At 69.6% G+C, this 25,029-nt stretch carries 20 protein-coding genes; 2 read left to right on the top strand and 18 right to left on the bottom strand.

Features of this window, described 5'->3' with window-relative positions; translation table 11 throughout:
* Positions 1 to 12 precede the first annotated feature (12 nt).
* The 9 genes from ACOOHF_RS15000 to ACOOHF_RS15040 all read right to left on the bottom strand — a co-directional run bounded on the left by ACOOHF_RS15000 (position 13) and on the right by ACOOHF_RS15040 (position 7,937).
* Positions 13 to 234, bottom strand: a complete 222-nt coding sequence (locus ACOOHF_RS15000) for a hypothetical protein (RefSeq protein ID WP_419935633.1) — start codon at positions 232 to 234, stop codon at positions 13 to 15.
* An 80-nt stretch (positions 235 to 314) separates the two neighbouring features.
* Entirely contained in the window at positions 315 to 983 is a 669-nt protein-coding gene (gmk, locus tag ACOOHF_RS15005; protein ID WP_420462274.1) for a guanylate kinase, read from the bottom strand.
* On the bottom strand, positions 980 to 1,861 hold the full coding sequence (locus ACOOHF_RS15010) for a YicC/YloC family endoribonuclease (RefSeq protein WP_420462275.1): 882 nt from the start codon (positions 1,859 to 1,861) through the stop codon (positions 980 to 982). Before ACOOHF_RS15010 ends, gmk begins: the two co-directional genes overlap by 4 nt.
* The gene (locus ACOOHF_RS15015) at positions 1,858 to 3,696 is read right to left on the bottom strand and encodes a hypothetical protein (RefSeq protein WP_420462276.1); all 1,839 of its coding nucleotides are present in this window, start codon (positions 3,694 to 3,696) and stop codon (positions 1,858 to 1,860) included. The genes ACOOHF_RS15010 and ACOOHF_RS15015 overlap by 4 nt, the downstream gene beginning before the upstream one ends.
* Positions 3,693 to 5,141, bottom strand: a complete 1,449-nt coding sequence (locus ACOOHF_RS15020; protein WP_420462277.1) for a leucyl aminopeptidase — start codon at positions 5,139 to 5,141, stop codon at positions 3,693 to 3,695. The genes ACOOHF_RS15015 and ACOOHF_RS15020 overlap by 4 nt, the downstream gene beginning before the upstream one ends.
* Positions 5,142 to 5,313: 172 nt before the next feature.
* Positions 5,314 to 6,438, bottom strand: coding sequence for a citrate/2-methylcitrate synthase (locus tag ACOOHF_RS15025; protein ID WP_420462278.1), 1,125 nt, complete (start codon positions 6,436 to 6,438; stop codon positions 5,314 to 5,316).
* 122 nt (positions 6,439 to 6,560) lie between these two features.
* A complete protein-coding gene (locus ACOOHF_RS15030; RefSeq protein WP_420462279.1) occupies positions 6,561 to 6,812 on the bottom strand; it encodes a hypothetical protein in 252 nt (83 codons plus the stop codon).
* A 159-nt stretch (positions 6,813 to 6,971) separates the two neighbouring features.
* Positions 6,972 to 7,109: a hypothetical protein gene (locus tag ACOOHF_RS15035; RefSeq protein ID WP_420462280.1), complete on the bottom strand. Its 138-nt coding sequence runs from the start codon at positions 7,107 to 7,109 to the stop codon at positions 6,972 to 6,974.
* A gap of 66 nt (positions 7,110 to 7,175) precedes the next feature.
* Positions 7,176 to 7,937, bottom strand: coding sequence for a lysophospholipid acyltransferase family protein (locus ACOOHF_RS15040; RefSeq protein WP_420462281.1), 762 nt, complete (start codon positions 7,935 to 7,937; stop codon positions 7,176 to 7,178).
* 86 nt (positions 7,938 to 8,023) lie between these two features.
* Between ACOOHF_RS15040 and ACOOHF_RS15045 the strand changes: the two genes are divergently transcribed.
* Entirely contained in the window at positions 8,024 to 9,268 is a 1,245-nt protein-coding gene (locus ACOOHF_RS15045) for a flavoprotein (protein ID WP_420462282.1), read from the top strand.
* 26 nt (positions 9,269 to 9,294) lie between these two features.
* Here ACOOHF_RS15045 and ACOOHF_RS15050 read toward each other — a convergent pair whose 3' ends face one another.
* The 7 genes from ACOOHF_RS15050 to ACOOHF_RS15080 form a co-directional block, all read right to left on the bottom strand.
* Entirely contained in the window at positions 9,295 to 10,950 is a 1,656-nt protein-coding gene (locus tag ACOOHF_RS15050) for a 4Fe-4S dicluster domain-containing protein (RefSeq protein ID WP_419935643.1), read from the bottom strand.
* Positions 10,925 to 11,299 (bottom strand): NAD-binding protein, encoded by a 375-nt coding sequence (locus tag ACOOHF_RS15055; protein ID WP_420462283.1) that lies wholly within the window; start codon positions 11,297 to 11,299, stop codon positions 10,925 to 10,927. The genes ACOOHF_RS15050 and ACOOHF_RS15055 overlap by 26 nt, the downstream gene beginning before the upstream one ends.
* A gap of 69 nt (positions 11,300 to 11,368) precedes the next feature.
* On the bottom strand, positions 11,369 to 11,956 hold the full coding sequence (locus ACOOHF_RS15060; protein WP_420462284.1) for a peptidylprolyl isomerase: 588 nt from the start codon (positions 11,954 to 11,956) through the stop codon (positions 11,369 to 11,371).
* Positions 11,957 to 12,114: 158 nt separating this feature from the next.
* Positions 12,115 to 15,201, bottom strand: coding sequence for an efflux RND transporter permease subunit (locus ACOOHF_RS15065; protein ID WP_420462285.1), 3,087 nt, complete (start codon positions 15,199 to 15,201; stop codon positions 12,115 to 12,117).
* The gene (locus ACOOHF_RS15070; RefSeq protein WP_420462286.1) at positions 15,198 to 18,617 is read right to left on the bottom strand and encodes an efflux RND transporter permease subunit; all 3,420 of its coding nucleotides are present in this window, start codon (positions 18,615 to 18,617) and stop codon (positions 15,198 to 15,200) included. The genes ACOOHF_RS15065 and ACOOHF_RS15070 overlap by 4 nt, the downstream gene beginning before the upstream one ends.
* 2 nt (positions 18,618 to 18,619) lie before the next feature.
* Complete coding sequence (locus ACOOHF_RS15075) at positions 18,620 to 19,996, bottom strand: TolC family protein (protein ID WP_420462287.1); 1,377 nt, start codon at positions 19,994 to 19,996, stop codon at positions 18,620 to 18,622.
* A complete protein-coding gene (locus ACOOHF_RS15080; RefSeq protein ID WP_420462288.1) occupies positions 19,993 to 21,219 on the bottom strand; it encodes an efflux RND transporter periplasmic adaptor subunit in 1,227 nt (408 codons plus the stop codon). The genes ACOOHF_RS15075 and ACOOHF_RS15080 overlap by 4 nt, the downstream gene beginning before the upstream one ends.
* A gap of 412 nt (positions 21,220 to 21,631) precedes the next feature.
* On the opposite strand from ACOOHF_RS15080, the gene ACOOHF_RS15085 reads away from it, so the two are divergent.
* Positions 21,632 to 22,384: an enoyl-CoA hydratase/isomerase family protein gene (locus ACOOHF_RS15085; RefSeq protein ID WP_420462289.1), complete on the top strand. Its 753-nt coding sequence runs from the start codon at positions 21,632 to 21,634 to the stop codon at positions 22,382 to 22,384.
* Between the two features lie 16 nt (positions 22,385 to 22,400).
* Here the strand turns inward: ACOOHF_RS15085 and ACOOHF_RS15090 are convergent, their stop codons facing one another.
* Positions 22,401 to 23,555: a pyridoxal phosphate-dependent aminotransferase gene (locus ACOOHF_RS15090; RefSeq protein ID WP_420462290.1), complete on the bottom strand. Its 1,155-nt coding sequence runs from the start codon at positions 23,553 to 23,555 to the stop codon at positions 22,401 to 22,403.
* Between the two features lie 108 nt (positions 23,556 to 23,663).
* Positions 23,664 to 24,983, bottom strand: coding sequence for a CsgG/HfaB family protein (locus ACOOHF_RS15095; protein WP_420462291.1), 1,320 nt, complete (start codon positions 24,981 to 24,983; stop codon positions 23,664 to 23,666).
* Positions 24,984 to 25,029 lie beyond the last annotated feature (46 nt).

A 25,029-nucleotide genomic window follows, 5' to 3' on the forward strand; every position in this document is an offset into this window, starting at 1 on the left:
CCCCGCAGCCGGCTAGCGGGTGAAGGACGAGCGCGTTCGGACCAGTCGGTACTGCAGCTTCTTCTCTCCCGACGTCAGCGCCTCGGCCGCGACCGTCGTCAGCTTGTCCGCCCCGTACGGCGAACGCTCGAGCGGCAGCGCGTTGAGCTCGCGCGCATACTTCGCGGCCACGAGCACGCCCAGATACTTGTTCGTAGCCGCCTTCGCGACGGCGTCCGGTGTAAACACCTTCATTCTATCTCTCCATCATCCTCTCCAGCGTCCCATCGAGATCGCGTCCCCGAACCGGCGGCGCGCACTCCTGCCTCCTGAACCTACCACTCGCCTCGAATCCGATCCAACTCCCGAACGATCCGCGCCACGTACTCGCGGTCCGCAGCCCCGAGGCGCCCCGCCGGACCGCGGTGCCGCGCCACGACGGACGACACCGCCGCTACCGCCTCCTCGAGCCGGTCGTTGACGACCAGGTAGTCGAACTCCGCCGCCGCCTCCAGTTCGGCGCGCGCTCCCGCGAGCCGCCGTTCCAGTTGCACCGGCGTCTCGCTCCCCCGACCCCGGAGCTGCCGGACGATGCGGTCGGCGGTCGGCGGCACGATGAAGATCGAGACGGCCTCCGGCGCGGCACGACGGACCTGCCGGGCCCCCTGCACGTCGATGTCGAGCAGGAGGTGCGCCCCCGCCTCCCGGGCCCGATCCAGGTTGTCCCGCGGGGTCCCGTACCGTTCGCCGTGGACGGTGGCGTGCTCGAGCAGCGCCCCGTCCGTCGCGAGGGCTTCGAAATCGGCGTGCGCGACGAACCGGTAGTCGACACCTTCCCGCTCCCCCGGGCGCGGCGACCGTGTCGTCATCGAGACCGAGAACAGATACGGGGATCCGGGTTCGCCGAGGAGGCGGTCGCGCAGCGTCGTCTTCCCCGCGCCGGAGGGTCCCGCGAGGATGACCGGGAATGGAGCGGGCGGCGCGGCGAGCGGAGGACCGCTCACTCGACGTTCTCCACCTGCTCCCGGAGCCTCTCGATCTCGTTCTTCGCTTCGACGACGAGCCGGGAGATGCCCGGATCGTTCGCCTTGGCGCCCAACGTATTGACCTCGCGCTGCAGTTCCTGAACGAGGAAGCCGAGGCGTTTCCCCACCGGTTCATCGCTCGGGGCCTCGAGGAATTCCTCGAACGCCTCCAAGTGGGATCGGGCGCGCACCAGTTCCTCGCCGACGTTCCAGCGGTCCGCGATGAGCGCGATTTCCCGCGTCAGGCGATCCTCGTCGAGCCCCTTCCCCGCCAGCTCCGCCACGGCGGCCTGGAGGCGCGTCCGTTCGCGCTCGAGCCGCTGCGGCGCGAGTTCCGCGGCCCCGTCGACCGCGCGCCGGATCCCGGCCAGGCGCTCGCGGAGATCGACCGCGAGCCGCGCACCTTCGCGGTCCCGCATGGCGACGAGGTCATCCAGCGCCTCCGCCGCCGCCTGCTTCAGGCTGTCGGGATCCAGCGCGAACTCCGCCCCCTCGGCGCCTCCCCTCGCGAACAGCCCCCCGACGTGGAGGAGCGAGGCGACGTCGGGCTCCCCGGGGACCCCGAACTCGTCCCGGAGGCGCGCGCAGGCGTCGAGCACCTCCCGCACGCGCGTCTCGTCCAGCGCCCGTCCCTCCTCCGTCGGCGCGGTCTCCACCCGTACGAAGAGGTCGAGCCGGCCGCGCCCGGCCCGGGATTGCGCCAGTTCCCGCAGTTCGCCCTCCCACCGTTCGGCGCTCGGGGGGGCCTTCACCACCACCTTGAGGCCGCGCGAGTTCACCGACCGCGCCTCGACCGTGACCGTCCCCTCCGCCCCGGTCACCGTGGACGCCCCGTAACCCGTCATGCTCCGGATCAATTGAAGAACTCCCACCGAAGCCCGAACACGTTGACCTGCACGGGGAACAGAGTACCGGGGAAATCCCCCACGTCTCCCGCGCCCAGATTGCCGAAGTGCCAGAAGAACCGAAAGTCGCCGATCCTGAACATCAACTTCCCGCCCATCCAGCTGTCCGACTCGAGCATCACCGGCTCCTCCAACCCCGTTCCGGGCACGAGGCGCGCGCCCCGGCGGTCGATGAACACGGAGACCCAGATCGTGAGGTTCTCCTCGAAGAAGGAATCGTGCAGAAAGAACTCCGTGCGGAACAGCCGGTCGGGCAGGAAGAGCGACGCGGCGCCATCGGAGGTGAACTTCCGCCACGATGCCCGTAGACGGATGGGTGCGAGGCCCCGGATCAGGACGCCCAGAGGGACGACCGGACCCTCGAAGCGGGCCTCGAGCGAGGTGACGTCCACCTCGCCCGAGTCGGCGACGACGAGCCGGTCGAAGGGCGCGCCGAAGCCGAACTGCCGGTCCAGCCGCTGCTGCGAGTAGCGGCCCGAGAGGTCGAACGGCCCGATCGTGAACGCGGCCGAGGCCCCGCGGGCGTTGAAGCGGACGCTGTCCGCCGCGACCAGTTCGAGATCCTCGAGGCTGTCCGCCACCATGGGATGCTCGGGGAACCCGACGCCCCGGGTGCCTCCCGCCGCGAAGGCCCGCAGTGCGATCGGAAACAGCAACGTGTCCTGGAAGGCCAGCCCGCCGCGCCACGACTCGGTCGCGAACTCGTTCCAGCTCGCGAGTTCGGCCCCGGCCTCGAGGGCGAGCGGTCCGATCGGCTGCCAGGCGGCCAGGTCCGCGACCCGCGAGGCGTAGGCATCCCGGCCGGCGAAGCGCAGCCCAAGCGAGACGGCCCCCGCACCGGGCCGGGCCGAGAACCGCAACCCGACGCCATCCGCGCCTCGCCCGGGCGCGGGGACGGTGTCCGGCAGCCCCGGAATCACCTCGTTGAAGCTGGTCGTATGTCCGTAGGCCTCGAGTTGCGCGCGTTCTCCGAGGTTGGCGCGCGTGCGGAGGACGACCTCCTTGCGCCCGATCTCCATCGTGTCGAGAGCGAACCGGTTGGCGCTCTCGGTCCGGTACTCCAGCTGCACCCCGAAATCGTTCGAGCGCGGCATCCAGGAGAGGCGTCCCTGCGCCCCGAAGCGGTCCCTCTCGGCGTCGCGCTCGTTGATGTCCTGGCGTTCGAACGACACTTCGACGTTGACGGCGCTGCCCAGCCGGTTCGCGAACACGGCGTCCAGGATCTCCGTTCTGGGATCCCCGGTCCCGCCCCCGACCCTCGAGTAGGCCTGCACCCCGTCGTGGCGGATGAGATCCACATCGATCACAAGACCATCGGCTCCGCGATAGACCCGCACCCGATCCACGTAGTTCAGCGACACGCGCCGAAGGTCGGTCTGCGAGAGAGAGAGAGAGGGAACTTCGCGGCCGTCCACGTAGAGCGTCACGAAGCCGGGGCCGAAGGCGCCGTCGAAGGCGTGGTGCGGTCCCGTGAAGTAACCACCGCGAAGGCCCGTCATCCCCGGCACGTATTCGAGTAGAAGCTCGAGCAGGGAGAACGCCGGCGAGGCGTGTACGCACTCGCGGTCGCAGTCGAAGATCTCGTGGCCGGGGCCCCGAAGCGCCGTCAGCCGCTCCGGGAAGCGCTGCGCCCGGGGTGGCGTCGTGTCGGCGAACACTTCGCGAACGGAGTCGGGCAGGACCTCCAGCGAGTCCGGCGGCGGCGGCGGATCCTGACCGCGCGCCGGGGCGACGCCTCCGACCACGAGCAGGAGAGCGACGCAGCCGCCCGCGAGCGGTCGGTTCACCCTCGTCCGTGGGAGCGCAGCCACTCGTGCACGAGCCGGACGCCGACCCCGGTGGCGCCCTTCGGCTGCCAGCCGCGCGCCTCCTCCGCCCAGGCCGTGCCGGCGATGTCGAGGTGCGCCCAGCGCACGTCGTCCGCCACGAACTCGCGCAGGAACCACCCCGCGGTGATCGTGCCGCCCCCGCGCCCCCCGATGTTCTTGATGTCGGCGATGTGGGAGTCGAGTTGGGCGCGATATTCCTTCCACAGCGGCAGGGGCCAGGTGCGCTCCCCCGTCCGTTCGCCCGCCGCGGCGAGTTCGTCCGCGAGACCGTCGCTCGCCGTGAGCACGGCCACCGCATGATGCCCGAGCGCGATGACGCAGGCGCCCGTGAGCGTGGCCATGTCGATGATCGCCGCCGGGTCGAGCCGCTGGGCGTAGGTCAGCGCATCGGAGAGGATGAGGCGGCCTTCGGCGTCGGTGTTGATGACCTCGATCGACTTCCCGGACAGTCCGCGCACGACATCGCCCGGCTTCACGGCATTCCCCGACGGGAGGTTCTCCGTGGCGGGCACGAGGCCGATCACGCGCTGAGGGATGTCGAGGCGCGCCGCCGCCGTCAGGATGCCGAGAACCGCCGCCGCCCCCGCCATGTCGTACTTCATGTCCTCCATGCCGGAGGCCGGTTTCAGCGAGATCCCGCCCGCGTCGAAGGTCACGCCCTTGCCGACGACCACGAAGGGGGCTCCGCCGCTGCCCTCATGCTCCATCTCGATGAAGCAGGGTTCCTCGACCGACCCGCGGGACACCGCGAGCAGCGCGCCGAACCCCTCCTCCTCCAGCCGGTCCCTGCCGCGGACCTCGGTGCGAAACCCGTGCTCGCGGCCGAGCCGTTCCGCCGTCTCGGCGAGGTAGCGCGGGGTCACCGTGTTCCCGGGCAGCGTCACGAGTTCGCGCGTCACGTTCTGCGCCTCGGCGAGGATACAGCCGCGGCGCACCGCCGCCGGCGCCTCGGGCGGTACCGAAGCTGTCGCAAAGAGGACGCGCGTCTCGGGCGGCGCGGTCCGGCCCTTCGCGTCACGCAAGCCGTCGTAGCGCCAGTCCCCGAGGGCGAGACCCTCCGCAGAAGCCTGCCACACGGCCTCATCCGCCCCTTCGGGCACCTGCAACCCAACCGAGCCGAAGCCGCGCGCGCGCGCGGCGCGCACCCCGGCGCCCGCCGCCCTTCGACAGGATTCGGCGACCGGCCGCTCGCCGGCGGAGAGGCGCGCGATGAAGACATCCGGCGAATCCGGCGCGCCGAGCCGGACCCACGCCGAAGCCTCCCCGGAATTCCCGCGGCTCTCGAGCCACCGCGCGGCCGCGGTCTCCCACGACTCTCCGGTCGAGGGCGCGTCGTCGAACCACGGGACGACGAACGCCTCGACCTCTCTTTCGACCGGTATCCCGGACCTGATCTCCACCACCCTCAGCCTCGTTTCGGCAATGTGCGTGTCAACGAAAGAAGCGGACCCGGCAGCCCTGAAAGCCCCGTGGCCCGCTTCCGTTTGCGACCGTCGACGCCCGGCGCCGTGGCGCCCGGGCCCCTCTGGCAACACCGGGCCTCCCGTGGCGAGCATCCAGCCACGAGGTGCCGGCTCAGCGATCCTCTATCGGCGCCCAGGCAAGGTCCATCTCCCCCACATACTCCGCTCGGGGCCGGATGAGCCGGTTGTCGCCGTGCTGCTCCATGACGTGGGCCGTCCAGCCGCCCATGCGCCCCATCGCGAACAGAGGCGTGTAGAGGTCGATCGGAATCCCGAGGGCGTAGTACACCGTGGCGCAGTAGAAGTCCACGTTCGGGTTGATGCCCTTCCGCGCGATCATCTGATCCTCGAGTTCGCGCGACATCTCGTAGAATTCCCCGAGCCCTGCCTGGTTCGTGAGGACGCGGGACATCTCGCGCAGGTGCGTCGCGCGGGGATCCTCCGTCCTGTAGACCCGGTGCCCGAAGCCCATGATCTTCCGCTTCTCCGCGAAGGCCTTCTCGAGCCACGGCCCCACGTTGTCCAGGCTGCCGATCTCGAGCAGCGTCTGCATCGCCCTCGCGTTGGCGCCGCCGTGCAGCGAGCCCTTGAGCGCACCCACCCCGCCCGTAACCGCCGAGTGCATGTCACCCAGCGTCGCGGCGATCACGCGGCAGGCGAACGTCGACGCGTTGAACCCGTGGTCCAGGTAGAGGAGCAGCGTGCGGTCGAGGGCCTCGACCGCCTCTTCCGTACCCGGTTCCCCGTTCGCCATGCGTACGAAGTCGGCGGAAAGCGAGAGCGCCGGGTCCGGCGCCAGCGGCTCCTTCCCCTGCCGGATGCGGTGGATCGCCGCGATCATGGTGGGCGTCCGGGCCACGAGCCGCTCCGCTTTCCGGCGGTTCGCCTCGGCGGAGTTGTCCTCGGCGTCGGGATCGTGCATCCCCTCGAGCGAGATCCCGGTGCGTAGCGCCGACATCGGCACCGCGTCCCCGGGGAGCGTCCTCAGCCCATCGAGGGTCCTCGGGTCCAATGCGCGCAGCCCGGCCAGCCTCGCCTCGAACGCATCGAGTTCCGGGCGGGTGGGCAGCCGCCCGTTCCAGAGCAGGAACACGCCCTCGATGAACGAGGCATTCGGCGCGAGTTCATGGATGTTGTAGCCCCGATAGACGAGCACACCCTTCAGGCCGTCGATGAAGCTGAGTGAAGTCTGCGAGGCGACGACGCCTTCTAGTCCTTTTCCGGCGGCGGCGGTCATTCTGTCACGAGGCCTTTCGGTATCGGAGGGGGTCGGTCATCTGGTCTGCGGCGAGAACTCGTCCGGCCGGCGGTGACAGGAACCACGTTGGCGGCTCGCTGACAAGGAATCGCGACGGGCCGCTAGCGGATGGCAGGATCGAGCTTCGCCCTCTTGAACTGTTCCCTGAGGTCGTCAAGGCTGAGCTCTTCGAACGATCCCTGCGGGAGCCGGAGCCGCCGCTGGGTCTGGAACGGGTCCGAGAAACAGACGAAGACGACGGCCTCCAGATTATCCGGCGGCGCCTGCTCGTCCGGGTCCGGCCAGAAAACCTCGCGTGAAGCGAGCCACGCTTTCCACCGCCGCCCATCCTCGTCCTGGAAAGTCTTCGTCATGTCTACCTCGGGAGGCTCGGAATACCCCGAACCGGAGCGGGAAACGGAGGGTATCGGGCCTCGATTGGCTCAAGTTGCAGCATAAGAAGATAGCGTTTGATCACGAGATCGGGAAGAAGGTCGAGGCTCGGAGCGGCCCGCGGGGGCTGCACGGCCCGATCATCCCGGCGGCTTGTCTCCACCCGGTCGATCCAGCTCCCGGAGCCGGCATCCGAACGCGAAACCGCCGCCCATGAGGAGACCCACGAGCGATCCCAGCAGAAGAGTCACGAGAACGTAGTAGAGTGTAGTGTTCATGTCGTCACTATGCCGGATTCAAGCGCCGATGTCCAGATCCGGCCGCACGCGGTCCCCGATCGCGTGCTACCCGGTTCGGTGCAGCCGCGAGAGTACGCGGCGCTGGAAGCTGATGCGATCCATCACACGGTCCACGATCCTCTGCGCGATCTCGCGCGAGTGGCCCTGCGCGGCGAGGTCCCGGTATGCGATCGGCCGCCCGATATAGATGGACAGCCGTTGCCCGATCCGGGGAAGGCGCGTGCCGATGGGCAGGATACGATCCATGCCGTCGATCGTGACGGGAATCACGGCGGGTCCCGTCTGAAGGATGACCATCCCGGCGCCCGGCCGCCCCCGACCGACCCGGCCATCGCGCGACCGGGTGCCTTCGGGAAAGAGCATCATCGTACCTTCGCGGAGCACCCGCGCGGACCGAAGCAGCGCCTTGGGATCGCGCCGGCCCTGCCGCACGGGGATGCACTTGAACTGGTGGAATATCCACGCCAGGAGCGGGCTCTTGAAGAAATTCTCCGTCGCGGCGGCGTTCCACGGCGCGAGATAGGGCCTGAAGGCCTTCTCCGGGTAGAAGAGGAAGTAGGCGATCGGAAAGGAGTCGATCATCGACTGATGGTTCGCGAGGATCAGGGTATTCCGGGCGTGGAGAAGGCGTCGGCGACCGTAGACCCGGGTCCGGTTGAGCAGACTGAAGAGAAGGAACACGCAGGGGGGCGCGACGACATTCGTGATGATCCACCGGGTGACCGGCGTCGACCACCGGGTGATCGGGCCCGGGGTGTATCCCCCTGGCGGCGCACCCCTTCGGGTCGGGTCCTCGCGATGGCTCATCGAAGGAGAGTAGGTTTCCGTATGGAAGACCGGAAGGCCAAGCGGTCGATAACGTTCCGGACCACCGGGAATCGGAGCCGGACCCCGTGCGCGTAGCGGATCTCGCCATCATCGGCGCGGGGCCAACGGGCCTCGAGGCCGCGGCCGGGGCCGCGCGCGCCGGCGTCTCCGCGGTGGTGCTCGAGGCCGGGGCCGTCGCGCAACACGTCCACACCTGGCGGTGGGTGCGCCTCTTCTCGTCGTTCGAACTCAACGCGGGCCCCGCGGGGCTGGGGCTGCTCCGCGGCCGGGGCGTTCAGCTGCCGGCGCCGGAGGCGATCCTCACGGGCGAGGAGTTCCGGACGCGGTATCTGCTGCCGCTGGCCGCGGCCGTGCGATCGAGCATCGAGATCCGGGAGGGGGCGCGCGTCCTGGATGTCGCGCGGGCCGACCGGCTGAAGGGCGAGGCGCTCGGATCCGTCGCCCGGGCCGATCGGCCCTTCCGGCTGCTCGTGGACGAGAACGGCGCCGACACCGATGTGTTCGCGCGGGCCGTCTTCGATTGCTCCGGAACCTGGGGCCAGCCCGGCTGGGCCGGCCCGGGCGGCGCGCCGGCACGGGGTGAGCGCGCCGCGCGACGGGCGATCGAGTACCACCTGCCGGACCCGCTCGGGGCGCAGCGGGACCGCTACGCAGGGCGGCGGACGCTGCTCCTCGGCGCCGGCCACTCGGCGGCCACGACGGCGGTGGCGCTGGCGGTCCTCGCCCGCGCGATCCCGGGGACCCGGTTCACCTGGGCCTCCCGTCGCGTGTCGGACGTCCCGCTGCGGCCGATCGACGAGGATCCGCTCCCGGAGCGCGCGGAACTCACGCGCCGGGCCAACGCCGTCGCCGCGGGGCCGCCCCCCGGCTGCGCGTGGCTCCCCGCGGCCAGGCTCCTCGCCGCCAAGCGAACCTCCGGGCAGGGATTCGACGTCGAACTGGAGGTCGCCGGGACCGTGCGGCACGACCACTTCGACCGCATCGTGGCCAGCGTCGGCTATGAGCCCGACGACCGGCTGTACCGGCAACTCCAGATCCACACCTGCTACGCCTCCCTCGGTCCGATGGGCGTCTCGGCGGCCCTCCTTGCGGCGCGGGGCGACGGGCCGGCCGACTGCCTGATCGCCGAGGACGCGCTCGGACCCGAAGCGCTGCTCAGCCCCGAACCCGGCTTCTTCATCCTCGGCGCCAAGAGCTTCGGCAAGAACTCCGCGTTCCTCATGCGGACCGGGTACGAACAGGTGGCGGACGCCTTCTCCCTGCTGGACCTGCGCGCGAGCCCCGCGGCGCGCTCGGCCTCCGGCGGCTGACGCGCCTTCCCGGCCCGCCCCCGCACTCACATCCGCTTGTACGCGGGCCCGCTCCCGCCTTCGCGCGGCGTCCAGCGCGGCCCGAGGACGTCCGTCGCCTTGCAGTCGATACAGTTCGGGGCGTTCACGACCAGGCGGTCGCCGTCCCGTTCATAGACCCTCGCCGGACACAGGCTCTCATAGAGATCCGCCATCTCCGGGGACACGCGCGTGCCGACCACGAGGTGTGAGGGGATATCGTCGCGCGTTGCGTTGCCGGAGCGGAAGACCGCGTCGACCTTCGCCACCGAGTGCGCCCCATCGTACGCCCCCGCGAGCCCCAGCCGTTTCGCGCGCGGCTCGTCCGCGTCGGAGCGGCTCCCGATGCGCCGCCCCGGGAACGTCCCCCCCGTCGCCTGCATGAGTCCCGCCCGGACCCCCCCCGCGAAGAACCCCGACTTGAAGGCGAGCCGCTGGTTCCGGTTCCGGTAGACGGCGTCCGTCACGAGGCTCTCTCTCAGGGCGGCGTCGTACGAGGACAGCCGGGCGCCCGACACATCGTCGGCGGCCAGCGCGCGGCCGATCGCCTCCGCCGCGAGGATACCCGAGCGCATCGCGTATTGGATGCCCTTGAGCGAGGCGACATCGACCAGACCCGCGGCGTCTCCCGCGATGAGCAGCCCATCGCCGCTCAGCCGGTCCGGGATCGCGTAATACCCGCCCTCCGGGATCGTCTTCGCTCCCCACTCCACCAGCTCGCCGCCCGCGAGGATCTCCCGCAACAGGGGATGGCGCTTGAAGCGCTGCAGGAGGGCGTGCACGTCAAGGTCGACGTAGGGCGCGTCCAACCCCACGACGAGCCCGAGGGAGACGAGATTCTCGCCCATGGGATAGATGAAGCTGCCCCCGAAGGCGTCGCGCGGGAGCGGCCAGCCGAGGGTGTGCGTCACGGCGCCGGGCGGCCGCGGCACCTCCCACAGTTCCTTGACCCCGAGGGCGAAGATCTGCGGGTTGGCGGACCCGATCCCCTCCCGCTCCAGCCACGCCTGGCTCAGCGGCCCGCGGGTCCCCTCCGCGAGGACCGTGACGCGGGCCGACAGGTCCGTGGCCGGCATGAACCCGCCGCCCGGATTCCCTTCCCGGTCGAGGCCCGCGGGGGTCGTCCGAACCCCCACGACCTGCCCCCCGCGCATGAGCATCGCGTCCGCCGGGAAACCGGTGAACACGTTGACCCCCAACGCCTCCGCCCGCGCGCCCAGCCAGCGGACGATCTCGCAGATCGAAGCCACGTGATGGCCGTGGTTCCGCATCGTGGGCGGCGTGGGCAGCCGGACCTTCCCGCGTTCGGTCAGGAGCAGGACCCGATCGCCGCGTACGGGCCCTCGAAAGGGAAATTCGGATTCATCGAGGTCCGGAAACAGCGTTCGGAAGCCTTCCGGGTTCACGACCGCCCCGGAGAGGCAGTGTTCCCCGAGTTCGCCCGACTTCTCGAGCACCCCGATCTCGACATCGGCCAGGGGCCCGCCCTCGGCCCGGTCGCGCGCCGCCAGCCGGGCGAGCCGGATCGCCCCCGCCAGACCCGCCGGCCCCCCGCCCACGAAGAGGACATCGAGCGGCACGGCCTCCTCGTCGGGCTCCCCCTCGACGATGAAGCGGTCGTGCGGCAATGGCGGCTGCTCAGACGACGGGATCAGGGATTCCACGGACCGGCCTCTCCTTCCGGGTCAGGCGCGCCGCAAGATGCCCCTCGTCCCGTGGGGCCGCCACAAGTCGGGGTGGAAGAGCAGCAGGACGGTGAACAGCTCGAGCCGCCCCGCCAGCATGAGGAAGACGAGGGCCGCCTGCGACGGCGCCCCGATCGCCGTCACCAGATCGTGCCCGAGCAGCGCCAGCACGAACGCCCCGGCCGCGAACAGCCCTACGAAGACGATCGCGGAGGTACTCCCCCCGCTCGGGATCGGCATCGACGACGGTCACGTCCTGCCCCTGCTTCGACAGCTTCGCAGCCAGGTGGAATCCGACTTGGCCTGCCCCGACGATGACGATGCGCATGGGTCCGCTCGCCGCTCAGCCGTTCAGCGGTCCTGCGTCGTCTCCGGCGCGTTCGCTCGGCGCAGCCCGCTAGTTCTCACTGGCGATCACCGCCCGCTCGATGTGGTCGAGGAGCGGGAAATCCGCCTCCAGGTAGGCGTTGCCCTCCTCCTGGATCCTTCCCTGGCCCGGGCCGTTGCCGTTCGGCGCTCCCTCGCCGTAGCCGGCGTAGAGCGCGTCGACGACCTCCATCCCCTCGACGACCTCGCCGATGGCCGAGAAACTTATCTCGTCGAGCCGCGAGTTATCGCCGAAGTTGATGAAGAGTTGCGTGCTGCGCGTGTCCGGACCGGCCATGGCGAAGCTCACCCGCCCGCGCGTGTTCCCCATCACGACGGGATCGTCGAGGATGTTCGCCGAGCGCCAGGCACCCTGGATCTCCGGGTCTCCGTTGATCCCGAACTGCGCCATGAAGCCCTCGATGACGCGGAAGAAGCGCACGTCGTGGAAGAAGCCGTTCCGGACGAGGTTATAGAAGCGGTCCACCCCGTTCGGGGACCACGAGCGGTGCGCCGCGACGACGAACGTCCCCTTCGAGGTCTCGAAACGGGCCCGGAACGTCTCCGGCGCCGTCATGTTCAGCTCGGTCGAAGCCGGGTCCCCCAGCGATTCGCTCACTTCCGCACCTCCCTCGCAACCACCCAAAGCCACCAGACACCCGAGGAATGGCAAGGCCATCCTCGATCGACACGACCGTGTCATCTCGACCCCCATCAGATTTGCGTTCGCGTGTTTCGTAGCCGCGTGCGTCCGGCCGGGCAAGGGCCCGACCGCCGTCAGATCCGGCGTGCCACGATGTAACGATACGCGACCGGAATAGCCACGAGCACGAACAACGTACTCGAGATCAGCCCTCCGATGGTGGCGAGCGCGAGGGCGTTCCAGATGTTCTGGTCCTGGGAGGACGCGAAGAGGACGAGGGGGAGGAGCCCGAACACCGTCGTCAGCGTCGTCATGAGGATGGGGCGGACCCGCTCCAGCGTCCCCTGGACGATCGCGTCCATCGTGGGCAGACGTTCCCTGAGGGCCCCGATGTGATAGACTACGAGGATGGCGTTGTTCACGACGATCCCGCCCATCATGATCGTGCCGATGAACGCGGTGTCCGTGAACGTCGCGTCGGTGTAGAAGAAGATGAGGAACACGCCGATGAGGGCGAACGGGAGCGAGAAGAGCACGACGAAGGGGGCCGCGAGCGATTCGAACAGCCCCGCCGTCACCATGTAGATGAGCAGGATCGAGAACGCGAGCACGAGCCACATCTGCGTCGTCTCCTCCGTCGTCCAGCCGCCGTAGCGGGACTTCTCGATCCGGTACCCGGGCGGTAGTTCCATCGCGTTGATGACCTCGTCCCGGACCAGATCCCCGAGCTTGGGCGGGCCCCGGAACTCCCACGCGACGGTGCGCTGGTACTGCTGGTCCTCGCGCAGGATGCTCGCCATCACGTCCCTGCGCCCGACGTTCGCGACGCCGGCAAGGCGCACCTCTTCGTCGGCTTCGACGGGCACGCGCAGGTCGCTGAGGTCGAAGAAGTCGAAGTCCCGATAGCCATCCAGCTTGACGGCGAACTGCACCTCCTCGCCGCCCACGCGTATTCGACTCCTCTGCGGCTGGCCCTGAATATTGTCCGCCACATAGTTGAGCAACTCCGACACCGAGATGTTGTACACCGCCAGTTCATCCCGGTTCGGCTCGACGAAATACTCGAACTCCTTGTCCCGGGTGAACCAATTGCCGCTCGCGTTGGGATCCACATCGCGGATCCGGGAGAAGCGGGTCAGTCGCGAGGCCAGTTCCTCCGCGATCTCCTGGACCGTCAGGTAGCTGTAGCCGAGGACCTGGATGCTGTAGTTGGGCGGACTGGACCCGCCGCCGTAGAAGCTGGGGCCGAACCCGCGTACCTGGACGTCGACGCCCGAGAACCCGTAGCTGTAGGCCACCATCTGGTCCTTGATGGCCACCGGCACGGATGTCAGCTTCAGTTCGTCCGGGAACCACGCATTGATGAGGGCAAAGTTCGCCTGGACCCGCGCGTCGTAGCGCTCGACTTCGTCCAGCGTGGCCAGCTTCGCCTCGAACGAGCGCACCAGTTCGTCCGTCCGGTCCAGTCCGGCGCCGCGCGGGAACTCGATGATGATCCGGATGTAGGTGTCCTGCCCGCCGAAGCCGCCCCACCTCGTGCCTTTGCTCACGTGCGTGTCGAACAGATACCAGCTCCCGCCGAGGCTTCCGAGGCACACCAGCGCGACGAGGGCGGGGTGCCGGAGCCCGAAGCCGAGCAGGGCCCGATATCCCCGGATGTAGAAAGGCTCGGCGCCCGCGAAGCCCGGAGCGGCCGTCCCGGAGGCCGTCGGCGTGCGTCGGGCCCCTATTCCAGCCACCCTCGCCGCGAGCGCCGGCACGAAGGTGAACGCGACGAACAGGCTGGCGATGATCGAGAAGCCGACCGCGTAGGAGAGTGGCAGGTAGTAGACCCGCAGTTCCCCCTGGAGGAAAAGGAACGGGACGAGCACGATGGCGGTCGTCATCGTCGCCGCGATGACGGGGAGGACGACCTGACGCGCCCCCCGGCTCGCGGCCTTCGATGGGGACGCCCCGCCGCGCCGGTGCCGTTCGACGTTCTCGAGCACCACGATGCCGTTGTCGACCACGAGGCCGAAGCCCCACGCGAGTCCCGCCAGCGTGAGAAGGTTGAGCGAGAATCCCCCCAGGTAGAGGAAATTCACCGCGATGAGGACGCTGAACCCGATCGTGGCGAACACGACGAGCACGGCCCCGAGCGAGCGCAGGAAGAGCATGAGCACGAGGAAGATCACGAGTGCGGCCGCGATGGCGCGGAGCCGGAGGTCCGTGATCTGCTCGCGAATGGTGTCGCTCTGGTCTCGCTGAAGTTCGAGTTGCGTGCCGGTGGGCAGAGTCTCCGCGAGTTCGGCCATCTCGGCCTTCACGCGGTCGGCCACGCGAATCACGTTCGTCCCCGACTGCCGGTGGACCCCCAGCGTAATCGTTGGCTGGCCGTTGATGCGCCAGAAGGAATACGGGTCTTCCGTCTGGTCGCGGACCTGGCCCAGATCGCCGACACGAACCGGGCCATCGGGGCGCGTGAGGACGATCATGTCCTCGATGTCGGACACCTCGATCGCCCGCGTGCGCACGGAGATGGCGAGCTGACGCCCGTCGAGTTCCACCGAACCGGGCGCTCTCGGCGTCGACAGCTCCTGGATCCGCCCGCGGACCAGCTCGGGCCGCAGGCCGAGCGCCTCCAGCCGGCCCCGGTCGAGTTCGATCGCGATCTCCCGGCGCTCGGCGCCCCGCACCTGTACCGCCGACACGCCGGGCAGCCCCCGGAGCGCGGCCGCGAGCTCCTCCTCGGCGATCTCCCCGAGCCGCGCGAAGGTGTAAGGCCCCGTCAGCGAGAAGCTGAGGAGTTCCTCCGACTCCTCGGCGAACTCCTGCGGCACGTACGGCGAGATGATCGGGACCACGCCTTCCGGGAGTTCGTCCCGGATCGAGCTGATCCGCTCGCCGAGGGCGAGCCGGGCGAACTCCATGCGCGTCTCGCGCTCGAACTCGACCTCGATCCGCGCGCTGGAGCCGGTCCCGCGTTGGTCGGCGGACGACTGCGATACAACGCGTTCCACCCCCCCGACCTGCTGGACGACCGTCTCGAGCGGCGCGGTGACGAACGCCTCGAGCGCTTCGGGCGAGGCCCCCGCCCAGTTCGCGGTGACCGTCAAGCGCGGGAACTCAACGTCCGGGAGGTCCTCCACCGGGATGAGGCTGAAGCTCCACACGCCGAGCGCGAAGAGGGCGACGTAGATCGCCGCCGTCGCCACGGGCCGGCGAATCGCGAGGTCGATCACGGCTCGACGCTCCCCCGGGCCATGCCCGGCGCGGCGGGTCCGGGACGCCCGCCCAGCGGGGTTCCCGATCCCGGTTCGGTCGCGGCCGGCGCTCGGCCGCCGGGCCTGGGCCCGGGCTGCGGCTCCGGCTCGACGGACACCGAAGGCTCGACCATGAGCGAGTAGACGACCGGGACCACGATCAGCGTGAGGAAGGTCGCCGAGATGAGCCCGCCGATGACGGCCACGGCCAGCGGAGCGCGCAGGTCGGCGCCGGCCCCGAGACCGGCCGCGAGCGGCAGAAGGCCGACGACCGTAGTGATCGTCGTCATTACGATGGGGCGCAGCCGGAGCCGGCCCGCTTCGAGGATGGCCTCCCGCTTGGGCATGCCCGCCCGTCGCCGCTGGTTGATGAAGTCGACCTTGATGATCGCGTCGTTCACCACGATGCCGATGAGGATCACGAGTCCGATTCCGCTCATGGCGTTGAGCCCGTCGCCCGCGATCCACAATGCCGTCACGGCCCCGATGCCGGCCAGAGGCACCGCCGTGAGGACGACGAGCGGCTGGACGAGCGACTCGAACTGCGCGGCCATGATGAGGAACACGAGGGCGAGGGCGAGCCCGAACGCGAAGGTGAGCGACCGGAAGCTGTTCTGCATCTCTTCGTTCTCCCCGCCCACCCGCACTGTCGTGAGCGCGGGTCGCGGGATGTCGGCGATCTCGGCCTCGACCTCCTGCACGGCCGCGCGCAGCCCGCCCACGGCTACGTCGGCCAGCACCTGGATCGTGCGGTTCTGGTCCTCCCGGCGGATCTCGACGGGCCCGAACCCCTGCCGGACCGTGACCAGCTCACCGATCGGGACGCCCTCCAGCCGCAGCGCGAGGACGTTCGCGAGTTCCCGTCGCGCGGCCTCCGGGATCGTGACCCGAATGTCGATCTTGTCGGCGAACACGGAGTAGGCGTTGGTCGTTTCCGAGCCCCGCAGGTAGTCCTCGATCGCCTGCGCCACGGACGTCACCGTGATCTGGTGCCTCGCCGCGACCTCGCGGTTGACCTCGATCACCAGTTCCGGCTGGGTCCGCAGGAAATCCAGGCGGACATCCGCGAGCACCCCCACCCCCTCGATCCTCGTTTCGATCGCCTCGGCCACGGGGACGAGATCCTCCAGTTCCCCGCCCTGCACCTTGACCGCGAGATCCGCCTCGCCGATCGCCAGCGCCCGGCCGAGCGAGGTCGCTCGACCCGTCTCGATCGACACGAAGGCGGGATCGAAGCCGCTCTCCGCCAGCCGCCGCCGCAACTCGGCGATCACGTCCGGCGTGGGCCGCTCGGATCCGGCCAACTGGACATCGAGGGCCGCGTTGTTGAGTCCCGTCAGGTCCCGGGCCGCAAGCTCGCTTCCACGGCTCCGGCCTACCCGGGTGAAGACGCCCGACACGACATCCATGTCGAGGAGGAGGCGCTCGATGTCCCCGGCGGCCTCGTCCGTCGTACGGATCGGCGTCCCCTGGGGAAGATCGATCTCCACCCAGAACTGCCGCTCGTCCACGCGCGGCATGAGTTCGCGAGGCAACTGGCCGGCGATGGCCCAGGCGCCGGCGAGAGCGGCCGCGGCTATGGCGAGAATCGCCAGGCGGTTTCCCAGCGCCCATTCCAGCGTGCGCTCGTACCGTCCGGCGAAGCGGAGGAAACCCCGCTCGAAGGCGCGCAGGAAGGGGCCGAACAGCCACGCCAGGAGCCTCCCGGCAGCCGTCGCGAGGTCGGCGATGGTCAGCCGCACCGAACGCACGACGTACGCGATCCCGCGCCCCACTCCGCGTCCGCTCGCGGCCGTGACGTTCCGGACCGCGTGTGCGCACCGACGCACGAGACCCGCCCGCACGCCCTCCGGCGCCTCGGGCCGCCGCTCCGGGACCGACAGGTCGCCCCAGTAGCGCGCCTCGCTCGCTCCGGCTCGCTGCCGCGCCACCTGGGCGGCCAGCACGGGCAGCAGCGTCAGGGCGACGAGCAGCGAGGCGAGAAGCGAGAAGGTCACCGCGAGCGAGAGATCGCCGAACAGGGCGCCCGCCACCCCTTCCACGTAGAGCACCGGCCCGAACACGGCGATCGTGGTCAGCGTCGACGCCGTGATCGCCGCCGCGACCTCCCGGGCCCCGCGCGCGGCGGATTTCCGCGCTCCCTCCCCGGACTCCTCACGGTGCCGGAAGATGTTCTCCAGCACGACGATCGAGTTGTCGACCAGAAGCCCGACGCCCAGCGCGAGGCCGCCGAGCGACATGATGTTGAGGCTCACGTCGAACGCGTAGCAGAGGGCGAACGCCGCCATCACCGAGATCGGGATCGCGAGGCCGATGGCGAGCGGGTATCTGGGGTCGCGCAGGAACAGGAAGAGCACGAGGAAGGCGAGGGCGCCGCCGAACAGGAGGGCGGTGACGACGTTCGAGATCGCGTCCCGAATGAAGGCCGCCTGGCTGGAGGCGATCTCGATCGAGATCTCCGGGAACTCCTCGCGCAGCTGGTCCAGCGTCTCGCGCACCGCGTCGGCCACGCGGACCGTGTTCGTCCCCGCCTCCTTGAATACCTGGAGTCCGATCGCCGACGCCCCGTTGAAGCGCGCGATCGTCTCCAGATCGGCGATCGTATCGACCACGGTCGCGACGTCCGCGAGCACGACCGGGCGTCCGGTCGCGCGCTGCGGCCGCTGGATGACCACTTCGAGGAGTTCGTCCACCTCCCGGAACTGGCCCAGCGTGCGCAGGCTGTACTCGAAGCGCCCGCGCCGGATCGTGCCGCCGGGGGCGTTGTAGTTCGCCTGGTCGAGCGCGGCCGATATCTGGGCGAGCGAGACCTCGTGCACGTCGAGGTACTCGGGATCCACGATGACCCGCAGCTCGCGCTCGGGCCCGCCCGTGAGCCCCGCCAGCGACACCCCGTCGAGCTGCTCGAGCCGGCGCTTGAAGACGACCTCCGAGATGTCGCGCAGGTTGCGCAGGTCGGCCCCGCTCACCGCGAGCGTCATGATCGGATCGCTGGTCGGGTCCGATCTCAGGATCGTGGGGCGATCCGCCCCATCGGGGAGGCGCTCCGACAGGTTGTCGAGGTTCTCCCGGGTATGGAGGGTCGCGAACTCCATGTCCGTGCCCCAGGCGAACTCGAGCTGGACGAGCGACTGCCCTTCCCGCGAACGCGAGGAGATGCCCCGCGCCCCCGGGACCGAATACAGCGACTGTTCGATGGGTTCCGTGACCCAGCGTTCGACCTCGGCGGGCCCCGCGTCCGAGTACGTCGTCCACACGGACAGCGTCGGGAAGGCGACATCGGGGAGGAGATCGATCGGCAGACGGAGGAACGACACGACGCCGACGACGGCGATGCCCACATAGAGCATCGCCGTAGCCACGGGCCGTCGCAGCGACAGATCCGGGAGCGCCACCTCTACGGTCTACCCTCGACGTACTCGACCAGGTTCGACCACGCGATCCGGTAATCATACTGGTTCTGGATCAACGCGGTTTCCGCGCCCTGCGCCGAGCCGACGGCACTCTGGAGTTCCAGGAAGCCCCCGGTCCCGAGCCGATATCGCTCCTGCTCCATCTCGAGGCGCTCCCGCGAGATGGCGTAGTCGCGCTCCAGCAGTTCCAGCGTCTGCGCCAACCGCTCGATATCGGCGCCGAACCGCCGCACGTCGCGCTCGATCTCCAGCCTCCGGAGGCGCAGTTGCTCCTCCGCCTGCCGCCGCGCCGCGGAGGCCTGGGCGTTCTGCTGCTCCCGGAGGAAACCGTTGAAGATGTTCCACGACACCGAGACGCCGAAGGTCTGACCCGTGTCGCCGGGGCGGAACTGCCAGAATGAAGCCTCGGGACCGAATCTCTCACTCCGTCCCCAGTCCATGGACGCGGTGATCGTGGGAAGATAGGTCGTTCGAGCGGCCCACAGCGCCGCCGATGCCGCGGACCTGTCGGCTTCCAGAGCCGCGAGTTCGGGATCGGAGGTAACCGCCGTCCGGACGATGACGTCGATGTCCGGCAGCCCGGCGGGCATGCCCTCATCGCCCGTGAGTACGAGGCCCTCACCCGCCTCGGGCGGTAGCCCCATGGAGACCACCAGTTGCCGGAGATTTGCCTCGAGCAGGTTCTGCTCCCCGATCAGCCGGATCCGGGCGTTCAGCAGCTGCGACTCGGTAGCCAGCACATCGGTTCGCTCCACGGCCGCGATCTCGTATCTCCGCTGGGCGATGTCGAGTTCGACTTCGCGATCCGCGATCTGGGTTCGCGTGAGTTCGAGAAGCTCCTGGCGCCGCAGCGCCTCGAGGAACTCGCCACGTACGGTCGCGAGGACCTGTCGTTGCCGGTCGTCCAGGCGTCGCTGCGCCGCGCGCACGCCGGCCGTGGCCTCCCGCAGTTGTGCAAACCGCCGACCGCCTTCCAGCAGTGTCAGCTGCAGACGGAAACCCTGGCTCGCGGACTGGGTCGTGTAGGAAAGGCGCTCCGTGAGGCGCTCCGTCGGTCCTTCTTCGGCCGTGTACGTGGAGACGGCTTGAGTGTTACGGCCCAGGTTCAAGCTGCCCCCTGCGGTGGGCAGGAACGCCCCCCACGCGGCCAGCCTGCCGGCGCCGGCCTGGTCGGCCTGCGCCTGCGTTATGCGAAGCGCCGGACTCTCGGTGAGGGCGATCCGGACGGCCCGCCCGATATCAAGCGTGTCCGGCAGCACCCGGGTCTGGGCCGCCACCGGCCTCGCGACGGCAAGCCCTCCGGCCACCAGCGCGATCCCCGCGAGGAGCTGTCGCCTGCGGCTCCGAGCTGCCGCCCTCACCGCGAGCCATCCGAAGCGGCGGCCGGCGGCGTCACCAGGTCGGCGTGGTTCTCGATCCGGACCTGCGCGTCGTGCGTGAGGGTGGCGTGTCCGTCCACAAGTACGATTTCTCCACCGTCGGGCACGAACGTGTCCTCGCCGTCCGGGTTGGGGACGATCTCGACTTCCGTGTCGTTCTCCAGCCCGAGCGTCACGTATTCCCACTGCGCGCGCCCGGTCTCCGCCCCGGGCCCGCTCGGTTCGAACACGAACACGACCTGTCGCCGATTCCGCTCGACGACGGCGTCCTTCGATACGAACGTGCGGTCGGGGAGTTGTCGGCCCGCGATCCGCACGCTTCCGGGCATCCCGGGGACGATCCGGGCTTCGGGGTTCGAGAGCCGCACCGTGACTCGCGCCGTTTGCGTCTCGGGGTCGATGAGCGGGTTCACGCTCACGACCTCCCCGCGGAACACCTCGCCCCGCAGCGCCGGGAAGGTGGCGGTCGCCTCCCGGCCCACCTCGATGAGCGGGAGTTCGGAGTGCAGGACTCCGGCGTCGATGTCGATCTGCGACAGGTCGATGATGGTCGCGATCGAATCGCCGGCGCCCACCCGGCTCCCCTGCGCGACGCCGAGGTTCGCCACGCGGCCGGCGAAGGGCGCGACGATCCGGGTCTTCTCCAGCTCGTAGCGAGCTTCGGCGAGCGACGCCTCCTGCTGCGGAAGCCCGGCCCGGATGCGCGCCTGCTCCGCTCTCGTGAGCCGGGCGGAATCGGCCAGCTGCTCGTCGAACAGGACGCGGTCCTCGAAATCAGCCCGTGCACGGTCGACTGCGGCCTGGGCGCCCTGAACGCGGATCTCGTAGAGGGTCGGGTCTATCCGCGCCAGGAGCTGCCCCGCCCGCACCTGCTCACCTTCCTGGACCGGGACCGTGGCCACCGAACCCTGGACCTCGGAATGGAGCGGCGCCGAGCGGAGAGAAGCCGCCCGCCCGCTCGCCGTGACCCAGAGGACGAAGGTGTCGCGCTGGATCACGGCCCCTTCGACCGGGAGCCAGATATCCGTCGCAAAGGCGGCCGCCGAAGCCGTCCCCCGCACCTCCTCGGCGACGGAATCGGCGGCGGCGTCCCCGAACGTGAGCGGCCCATCCTCCTCGCTCTCGTTCAGCCGCATGAATATGCCGACCACGGCGGCGCCGGCGATGAGCAGGACGATCAACGTGACCCAGTGACGTGCCTTCATAAGCCTCGCACCGAATGTTTCTTCCCTGCCGCCGGCCCTCCGATCCTCCCTCGACGGCGCCCCAACGATATCGCGGCGGCGGGACGGGTGCAGACCTCGCATCCCGCCCGGCCGCGGCGCGTTGTATCTATCGCAAGACTCTCAACGAACTATCAAATCACCGGACCACAGCTTTCTCACCGGGTCACCGCTTCGACACCATGACCGACACGAACCGTTGTACGGGCGGTGGAGAAGGAAAGATCCAACGGGACGGCGACGCTTCCGCCTCCGCACTGCCGTGACGCCGGCCTTCCTCCGGGTTAGCCTAGGCGGCGCGGGACACGTTGGCAACTAATTTCCTAGTAGGCCGTCGGAGCGGGTCGCGGATGTCGACGCACCTCCGAGGATGGCCTTTCCACCGGGAGGCGGGATGATCCAGCGGAGTGATGACGGCGGCGTGGCGCTCATCCGGATGGAGCACAAGCCGGCGAACGTCCTCACGACGGAGTTCTCCGACGCGCTCAACGCGGAATTCGATCGGGTGCGGGAGGACGGCTCGGTCGAGGCGGTCGTGCTCACGGGAACGGGCTCGGCCTTCTCGGCGGGGGTCGAACTGTTCCGGGTCGTTGACGACGGCGCGGCGTACGTCGAGTCGCTGCTCGCGAGTCTCGGGGTGCTGTTCTCGAAGCTGCGCGCCTTTCCGAAACCGGTCGTCGCCGCGGTGAACGGCCACGCGATCGCCGGCGGCGCCGTCATCGCGTGCGCGTGCGACTACCGCGTCATGTCCCGGGGGAACGGCCGCATCGGACTGCCCGAACTCCGGGTCGGGGTCCCCTTCCCCTCGGTCGCGTTCGACATCGTGCGCGCCGCGGTTCCGCAGCGATATCAGCGCGAGGTCCTGCTGCTCGGCCGCTCCTACGACCCGGAGGCCGCAGCCGAACGGGGCTTCGTGGACGAGATGGTACCGCCCGAGCAACTCATCGAGCGGGCGCGGGAGATCGCCGTGGAGCTGACCTCGATCCCGGCGGCCACCTACGACTTGACGAAGAGACAGTTCTCGCGCGCCGAGGGCCGAGCGGCCGAACTCGACGACGAACTCCGCTCGATCTGGACCGCAGCCGAGACCGCGAACCACATCCGGGGCTACCTGGAAAGGACGCTGGGCCGCGCCTCCGCCCGCTGAGGCGGGGCCGCTCGCGTCAGATCCAGTCCTTCTTGCGGAAGTCCATCATCACCTCGGCGAGCTTCTCCATGTCCGAGGGGAGCCCCATCGAGAGCCGACTCCAGTCCGTCATGGGCGGGAAGGGGCGGCCCACGTTGAACCCGGCCTCGTATATGCGCTCGTTATAGGTCGCCAACTCGCCCTTGATGCGGTGCATGATGAAGTTCGTCTGACTGGGGAGGACCTCGATGTCCAGTTGGCCGAGGGCGTCGGAGATGATCCCCTTGGCCGCGTTGTTCGTGTCGACGCTCTTCCTGAAGAAGTCGTCATCGGCCAGCGACGCGACGGCCGCCACGCCGGCGACGTGGTTCGGCGAATTCTGCGTCGCGAACGGCAGCACGCGCTGGACGGTGGCCTCGTGCGCGACGCCGTACCCCAGCCGGATCCCGGCCATCGCGTACACCTTCGAGAAGGTGCGGACGACCATCAGGTTCGGGTGACGCTCGATGAGCGGGATGAACGTCTCGTAGGAAGGATCGTCGGCCAACTCGAAGTACGCCTCGTCGACGAGGAAGAGGTGCTGCTCGCTCTCGTCGCGGATCCAGGCCGCAATGTCCGTCGAAGGCGTCAGCGTGCCGGTCGGGTTGTTCGGGTTACAGAAGTAGATGACGCTCGGCGCGGACGACTTGTTGACTTCCTCGCGCATGCGGTCGAGATCGTGCGCATGATCACTCGTCAGCGGCACCGTGACGTGATCGTACGGGAACGGCTGCGCGTAGTCGGGCACATCCTCGAAGGTCGGCCGTGCGTAGATGAGGCGGCCGCCGGGCGCCGCCCATGCCCCCACGGCGATGCGGAGGATCTCCGTCGAGCCGGACCCGAAGAACAACTGGCCGGGCTTGACGCCGAGCCGCTCCACGAGGGCCTCGCGCACGAGCTGCCCGGTCGCGCCGGGATAGCGGTTCGCCTCGTCGAGTCCGTCGATGATGGCCTGTCGCGCCGACGGGGCGATCCCGAGCGGGTTCTCGTTCGAACTCAGCCGAACCGGTCCGTTGTAGTCACGGCGCGGCCGCCGAGGGTTGAAGATGGGCTCGAGGCTGCGGGCCGCCGTCGCCCCCGCGAGGGGAGTGGCGGCGATACCGGCGACGCCCGCACCCGTGATTCCGGCTCGGAGAAACGCCCTTCGCTTCATGTGGCCTCCCTGGTTCTCTGCGGACGCCGCCCCCCGGGCAGACGGCGCGCGGCCATCCTCCTCAATGTCTCTCGGAACATGGCCGTCTTCACGGCCTTCGTCCACCCGTCAGGGGCCCCGGTCGCCGTTGCCGGGGTCACGCTGTGGCGGCGGATCCGGGGACGGGCCGGTCGGTCGCGCCCCGCCGGGCGGGCGGTGTCCCGACAGGAGACCCAGCGCGGAGCGCGACCGGGCCCATAGCGAGTCGACGGCGGCGCGCAGTTCCTCGGGGTTCATGCCCGTGAGCTGGCTCCTCACCTCCTCCGGTAGCCGCCGAAGCAGCTGCCCGTAACGTCGCTCTCGCCATTCGGTCCGTGGGCCTTCCGCCTCCTCCCGACCTCCCAATGACGCGGCGAATCCCCCGCTCCCGAACTCGCCGCGCGGCGCGAGCAGCGGCAGGGCGAACGCGCTGTCGATCGTGACTGCCCGCTCGTAGTGGGCCTCGGCCTCCTCGAGCCGGCCGGCCCGGGCGAGGGCGTTTCCGCGGTGGAACGCGGCGAGCGCCTCCAGATCCGTCGTGCCCAGGTGGCTGATGCGGACGACCTCGGTTGCGGGAGGCGTCGCGACCAGCCGGGCGGTCAACTGCACGGTGAGCGTGTCGACAAGTTCGAACACGTCGCTGCCGCGCGCGAAATGGGCCGAGGCGACCGTCCCGTTCTCCAGTTCGATCAGCTGAGCGTCGATGCGCATGTCCGCGGCGGTTCCCGTCACGCTGCCCCAGAGCAGCATGCGGGCTCCGGCCCCCCGCGCGACCGTCATGGCAAGAGCCTCCGGAATCTCCTCCTCCTCGGAGCGTCCCTCCTCGGTGAGGAGGTCGTAAAGGCCCTGGCGTCCGACGACCCGCACGTCTGGCAACTGCGCCAGGTTCGTCGTCAGGAGGTCCGCGAGGCCCGCCCCGAGCCACTGCAGTCCCGGGTCGGACACGTTGTTCCGGAATGGGAGCACGGCGAGTGAACTCTGGCCCAGATCGGGCGTCGATCCGCCACCAGTGCGCGCATCGCCGACCCCTTCCATCGCAACCGCAGGCGCCCCGGCTTCCCCGCTCTCCCCCGCGATCGGTTCGGCCGTCGCGATCCGATAGGTGCCGATCGCGCCCAGCGAAGCGAGCGTGAGCAGGAGCCAGGTTTCCGCGCGGCGGATGCGCTGGCGGCCGCGTGCCCCGTGGTACCAGCCGATGATGAGGAAGGCGGGGAAGCCGAGGATGGCGAGAAAGACGACCGTGTCGAGGATCTTCCGGGACAAACCGTAGTTCCCGACGATGAAGTCGGTGATCTCCACGCCGAGCCACGCCGCACCCACGTAGACGAGCGTGATCTGCAGCATGCGTCGCTTCCGGATCTTCCCCAGGATCGACGCGTCCGTCCCCTCTCCTCCGCCCGTCTCACTCATTTTCCGCCCGCTGCCCCTTTCCATGCGCCCGGTGGCCGTTCGATTG

It is taken from the genome of Candidatus Palauibacter sp. (assembly GCF_965216145.1).
Taxonomy (GTDB): domain Bacteria; phylum Gemmatimonadota; class Gemmatimonadetes; order Palauibacterales; family Palauibacteraceae; genus Palauibacter.

Coding starts and splice junctions, on each gene's coding strand:
- ACOOHF_RS15000 (WP_419935633.1), bottom strand. CDS start 234: ATGAAGGTGTTTACACCGGACGCCGTCGCGAAGGCGGCTACGAACAAG.
- ACOOHF_RS15025 (WP_420462278.1), bottom strand. CDS start 6,438: ATGACCGCCGCCGCCGGAAAAGGACTAGAAGGCGTCGTCGCCTCGCAG.
- ACOOHF_RS15030 (WP_420462279.1), bottom strand. CDS start 6,812: ATGACGAAGACTTTCCAGGACGAGGATGGGCGGCGGTGGAAAGCGTGG.
- ACOOHF_RS15035 (WP_420462280.1), bottom strand. CDS start 7,109: ATGAACACTACACTCTACTACGTTCTCGTGACTCTTCTGCTGGGATCG.
- ACOOHF_RS15040 (WP_420462281.1), bottom strand. CDS start 7,937: ATGAGCCATCGCGAGGACCCGACCCGAAGGGGTGCGCCGCCAGGGGGA.
- ACOOHF_RS15055 (WP_420462283.1), bottom strand. CDS start 11,299: ATGCGCATCGTCATCGTCGGGGCAGGCCAAGTCGGATTCCACCTGGCT.
- ACOOHF_RS15080 (WP_420462288.1), bottom strand. CDS start 21,219: ATGAAGGCACGTCACTGGGTCACGTTGATCGTCCTGCTCATCGCCGGC.
- ACOOHF_RS15085 (WP_420462289.1), top strand. CDS start 21,632: ATGATCCAGCGGAGTGATGACGGCGGCGTGGCGCTCATCCGGATGGAG.
- ACOOHF_RS15090 (WP_420462290.1), bottom strand. CDS start 23,555: ATGAAGCGAAGGGCGTTTCTCCGAGCCGGAATCACGGGTGCGGGCGTC.
- ACOOHF_RS15095 (WP_420462291.1), bottom strand. CDS start 24,983: ATGAGTGAGACGGGCGGAGGAGAGGGGACGGACGCGTCGATCCTGGGG.